Annotated in this window: 7 protein-coding genes; 1 reads left to right on the top strand and 6 read right to left on the bottom strand. The window is 64.8% G+C overall.

Annotated elements, in window-relative coordinates; genetic code table 11:
- On the bottom strand, positions 1-572 hold a 572-nt coding region (locus EOA38_RS28085), incomplete at its 3' end, for a sugar-binding domain-containing protein (RefSeq protein ID WP_189434963.1).
- Between the two features lie 203 nt (positions 573-775).
- Between EOA38_RS28085 and EOA38_RS28080 the strand changes: the two genes are divergently transcribed.
- Positions 776-1,408: an HAD family phosphatase gene (locus tag EOA38_RS28080; protein ID WP_126090735.1), complete on the top strand. Its 633-nt coding sequence runs from the start codon at positions 776-778 to the stop codon at positions 1,406-1,408.
- Positions 1,409-1,768: 360 nt separating this feature from the next.
- Here EOA38_RS28080 and EOA38_RS28075 read toward each other — a convergent pair whose 3' ends face one another.
- From EOA38_RS28075 to EOA38_RS28055, 5 genes are all read right to left on the bottom strand, one after another.
- Positions 1,769-2,536, bottom strand: a complete 768-nt coding sequence (locus tag EOA38_RS28075) for a class II aldolase and adducin N-terminal domain-containing protein (RefSeq protein WP_127300751.1) — start codon at positions 2,534-2,536, stop codon at positions 1,769-1,771.
- Between the two features lie 79 nt (positions 2,537-2,615).
- A complete protein-coding gene (gene ureG, locus EOA38_RS28070) occupies positions 2,616-3,248 on the bottom strand; it encodes an urease accessory protein UreG (protein ID WP_127300750.1) in 633 nt (210 codons plus the stop codon).
- Positions 3,245-3,685 carry a DUF3995 domain-containing protein gene (locus EOA38_RS28065; RefSeq protein ID WP_127300749.1) on the bottom strand — a complete coding sequence of 147 codons (441 nt, stop codon included), beginning with the start codon at positions 3,683-3,685 and terminating at the stop codon, positions 3,245-3,247. Before EOA38_RS28065 ends, ureG begins: the two co-directional genes overlap by 4 nt.
- The gene (locus EOA38_RS28060; RefSeq protein ID WP_245480934.1) at positions 3,682-4,374 is read right to left on the bottom strand and encodes an urease accessory protein UreF; all 693 of its coding nucleotides are present in this window, start codon (positions 4,372-4,374) and stop codon (positions 3,682-3,684) included. Before EOA38_RS28060 ends, EOA38_RS28065 begins: the two co-directional genes overlap by 4 nt.
- Positions 4,340-4,916 (bottom strand): urease accessory protein UreE (locus EOA38_RS28055; protein ID WP_245480933.1); only part of this gene is annotated, 577 nt, incomplete at its 5' end. The genes EOA38_RS28060 and EOA38_RS28055, both read right to left, overlap by 35 nt.

The following is a 4,916-nucleotide window of genomic DNA, read 5'->3' as shown; positions in this document are numbered from 1 at the left end:
ATATCGCGCTCTTCCGGCGAGGAGGCGATGACCGGCAGCGGCATCGGGAAGGAGCGCGCCTTGACCCGATCGGCCATAGTGAAGATGACGTTGTAGAAGGCGGCCGAGCCGTCGGGCGAGATGTTGCCGGTCAAGGACACGACCTTGTGCTGCGGGCACTCCATCGGCGGCAGCAGCTCGATCGCCGCCTTCAGCGTGCGCCCGGTGCCGATCGCCATGACGATGGGCGTCGGCGAACGCAGCCGCCGCTCGATCTCGGCCGCCGCCGCCTCGGCGACGCCGATCGTCGTCGAGGTCGAGGTCGGATCGCTCGGCACCACTTCGACCAGATCCAGCGCGAAGCGCGACTTCAGCCGCGCGGCGAGGTCGAGGCAATTGGCGATCGGATGATCGACCCGCACCTTGATCAAGCCTTCAGACATCGCCAGCGACACCAGCCGCTGCGCCGTCTGCCGGGAGATGCCGAGCTTGGCGGCGATCTGGTCCTGCGTGTTGCCGGCGACATAGTAAAGCCAGCCGGCGCGCGCGGCGTCGTCCAACCTGGTGCTGCCGGTTTCCTGTCGCGCGTTCACATCCTGCCTCCCCGCCCGCTTTGTTGACGGGCGCTATAGATTACAACGAAAGCGGCTATGCGCAATTGTCAATTGAAAGGGCAATTGCTTGCGGCGGTCAGCAGTCCCGAACGGACCAATCCGCCCTTGCGCCAACCAATTGCCGGCGGGACGGTTTATCTCGGCGCGCAAACGCATTAAGGGGATCGGCAAAGGAGCCTTGCATGACGCCGAAAGCGGTTTTCTGGGACATGGACGGCACGCTGGTCGACAGCGAACCGCTGCACGAGGCAGCACTGGTGGCTGCGCTGCGAAGCGTCGGCATAGCGCCGCCGACCAATTTGCACGAGCGGGTGCTCGGCGTCGCGGCGTGGCCGGTCTACGAGATGCTGCGCGACCAGTTCGGGCTCGACCTGCCCTTCGACGACTGGATCGTGCGCAAATACGACCACTATCTGCCGATGGCCGAGACGCTGAAGCCGCGCCCCGGCGCGATCGAGGTGTTCAACCAATTGCGGGCGCTGGGCGTCGAGCAGGCGGTGGTGTCCAATTCCGACCGGCTGATCGTCGACGCCAATCTCGGCGCGGTGGGGCTTGTCTATCCCGGCATGCACACAGTGAGCCGCAATGACGTGCGCCAAGGCAAGCCGCATGCGGAACCCTTCCTGCGCGCCGCTTATCTCGCCGGCGTCGATCCGGCCGATGCGGTCGCGATCGACGACAGCCAGACCGGCGCCATGGCCGGGCTGGCGGCTGGCATGAAGACGATCTTCTGGCCTGAGGCGCCGATGGAAGGACCGCCCGGCGCCATCGTGATCAACAGCGCGGATGAATTGCGGGCGCAATTGGGGCTTTGAGAAAATCGCCAAAGTAGGCGCTGCCCCTCATCCGCGTTGCGACTGATCTTTGGCTATAGCATGCATGGCAGCTTGGCGCATGCATTGTCTAGTAGCGCTGGTCGACCCCCACTCCGTCTCGGCCACGCCGAGCCACCTCTCCCCAGATCGACGGGGTAGAGGAAAGGCGCCAAGCTTTTTGCCGTCAACGCTCGTCCAGCAACGCTCCCTTCCTTTCCCTCCGGAGGGGGGAAAGGTGGCGCTGCGAAGCAGCGACGGATTGGGGGAACCACGTGGCAATCAAGCCTCGGCCTTATCAGTCACGCCAGTCACAGAAGATGTGTGCATTGCGTGGCGTGACCGGGGGAGAAGGAAGAAGCTTCAGTTCCGGTAGACCGGCTCTTCCTCGTCGAGGATCGCCTTCAGTTCGGAAAGATGGCGCTCGGCCTGGCCGGGATAGTCGTCCACCTCGCGCGCCGTCTTTTCAGCGATTTCGTCGGAGAGCGTGCGCAGCGGCCGGCCGGTCCACAGCGCCTTGATGTAGGTCTCGGCGGCACGCTCGAAATAGAACATGCGGTTGAAGGTGTCGGCGACACTATCGCCGATGACCATCACGCCGTGATTGCCCATGACCATCACCTTGACCTTGGGATCGACGAGCAGCTTGGAGCAGCGTTCGCCCTCCTCCTCGAAGGCCAGCCCGCCATAGTGGGCGTCGACGACATGGCGGTTGAAGAACATGGCCGAGTTCTGGTCGATCGGCGGCAAGGTCGAGTCGGCCAGCGAGGCGAGAACCGTTGCATGGATAGAATGCACATGCATGGCGCAGCGCGCATGCGGCACGTTGCGGTGGATGGCGCCATGCAGGCCCCAGGCCGTGGGGTCTGGCGCGTTGGGGCCGGACAGCGTGTCCGGATCGTTGGCGTCGATCAAAAGCAGGTCGCTCGCCTTGATGCGCGAGAAATGCACCTGGTTGGGGTTCATCAGGAATTTTGTGCCGTCCTCGTTGACGGACAGCGAGAAATGATTGGCCACCGCCTCATGCATGTTGAGCCGTGCCGTCCAGCGAAAGGCGGCGGCGAGATCGACCCGTTCCTCGTAATAAGGCAGGTTGGTCAGCGGTTCCTTCTGCAGGCGGGCGATGCTCATCGAAAATCCTCCAGTTTTCCGAAGCATGCCGTGCATGGCGGCGACCAGCAACCGCAAACTGGTGGGTCAGGCCGGCGGATCAAGCCGCAGGCCGCGCAGAGTGCAGCCCGCCATGCTCGACGATGAAGTCGATCACCGCCTGCAGACCCTTGCCGCGCGACAGGTCGGTGAAGCCGAAGGGGCGCTTGCCGCGCATGCGGGCGGCGTCCGTCTCCATCACGTCGAGGTTGACGTTCACATAGGGTGCCAGATCGCTCTTGTTGATGACGAGGAAGTCGGAGCGGGTGATGGCCGGGCCGCCCTTCCTGGGGATCTCCTCGCCCTGGCAAACCGAGATGACATAAAGCGTCAAATCGGCGAGGTCCGGCGAGAAGGTGGCCGCGAGATTGTCGCCGCCGGACTCGATGAAGACGATGTCGAGGTCGGGAAATTTTCTGTTCAGCTCGGCAATGGCCCGCAGGTTGATCGAGGCGTCCTCGCGGATGGCGGTGTGCGGGCAGCCGCCTGTCTCGACGCCGACGATGCGCTCCTCCGGCAGCGCCTGCAGGCGCGCCAGCATCATGGCGTCTTCCTTTGTGTAGATGTCGTTGGTGACGACGGCGATCGAGAATTGATCGCGCAACGCCTTGCAGAGCTTTTCGGTGAGCGTCGTCTTGCCGGAACCGACAGGACCGCCGATGCCGATGCGAAGGGGACCGTTGGGTTGGGTCATGCCGGGAACTCCGAGATTGCAAGGACTGCGAAGCCCAGCCCGATCGACAGGCAGAGCGGCGAATAAAGGCGCTGGTCGAGCCGCGCGAAGGGCTGTTCCGGGGTGAGCCGGCGCCACCAGGGCGTGAAACCGGCAATGCCGCGGCCGAGGAAGACGAGGCCGATGAGCAACGCGGTGGCTGCCAGCCCCTCCTTTGGAAAGGGCGTGGCGAAGACGCCTTCGAGCGCCAGCGGCCACAGGGTGGCGAGCGCCAGGCAAGCGGCGACGGCAAAGCTCGCGACAGGCGACGGCATCTCGTCGACGCCGCGGAAACCGACAACCGCATGGGCGCAGGATTTTGCGTCCGTTCCCGGCCAGATGCCGCCTATGCCCCAATAGACATGCAACGTGGTGATCAGGAGCAGGACGAGGGAGAGGGCGAAAGCGAGGACGGTCATGAGCGGAACAGCCTCGAATACTGCGTTTCGTGCCTCATCGCCACGATGTCGGACATGAAGGCTGCGCCGCCGAGATCGTCGAGCGAGGAATTGGCCGCTCGCGACGCCGTTGCAAGAGCCAGAGATTCGAAGCCGGCTAACAATGCGACGGCGTCGACCTGACCGACGACGCCGAGCCTGATCCCTGCCTGGACGAGGTTGGAGAAGAAGGCCTGCAGGAAGGCGGACAGCGCCTCGGCGAGACCGATGCCGTGGCTGCCGGCGATCGCGCCGACAGCCACGCAATAGGCGCAGTCGCTCGGCAGGCGCTCCAGCGCGGGACACGGCCAGGCGGACGCCGCCTTGAGGAAGGCCGCGCCCTGCAGCATGGTTTCCATGTGCCGCTGCTGCGAGCCGGCAAGCGCCTCGGCCAGGGCGGCAATTTCCGCCAGATCGCCGCCGTCGCGCGCGCGCCGCCAGCTTTCGGCAAACAGCACCGCATCGTTCCAGCCAGAGCCCATCTCGACCAGCGTCTCCAGCCAGCCGGCAAGATCGCCGCGGTTGGCGACCAGCCCATCATGCACCGCGCTTTCGAGACCGTGGCTGTAGGAGAAGCCGCCGACCGGGAAGGACGGCGACAGCCAGGCCATCAGGCGCAGCAGCGCTATGCCGGGCTCAGTCATGGTGATGGTGGTCGTGATGATGGTCATGCGAATGATCATGATCATGATGATCATGATGATCGTGACCATGATGATCATGCGCATGATGATCATGACCATGGTCGTGGCCATGTCCGGAATAGGCGCCGCGCACCGGACTGAAGGGTAGCGAAACCTCGCTCACCGTGGCACCGAGCCCTTCCAGCATCGCCTTGATGACATGGTCGCGCAGGATCAGGATGCGGTCCGCCTCGATCGCCGCAGCGAGATGGCGATTGCCGATGTGCCAGGCGAGCTCGGTCAGATGCACGGCGTCGCGGGCGCGGATGTCGTAGACCTCTTCCGGCGCCGCGACGATTTCGAGCTGACGGCCGTCCTCCAGCACCAGCCGGTCGCCATCGTTCAGCGCCACCGGCTCGGGCAGGTCGACCAGCACCCTGTCGCCGGCCGCCGTCTCGATGGCCCGGCGGCGCAAATGCCGCTCGTCATGCGGCAACACGGCCTTGTCGAAAGGCGCCGCCGCTCCCGCCTCGCCGGCGGGAAGCACCGAGACGGCGCGCGGGAACTTGGTGAAATCGGTGTTGATGTTG

Source organism: Mesorhizobium sp. M1E.F.Ca.ET.041.01.1.1 (assembly GCF_003997355.1).
Classification (GTDB): domain Bacteria; phylum Pseudomonadota; class Alphaproteobacteria; order Rhizobiales; family Rhizobiaceae; genus Mesorhizobium.
The sequence above is the reverse complement of the archived record's forward strand: the minus strand, read 5'-3'. Positions and strand labels throughout refer to the sequence as shown.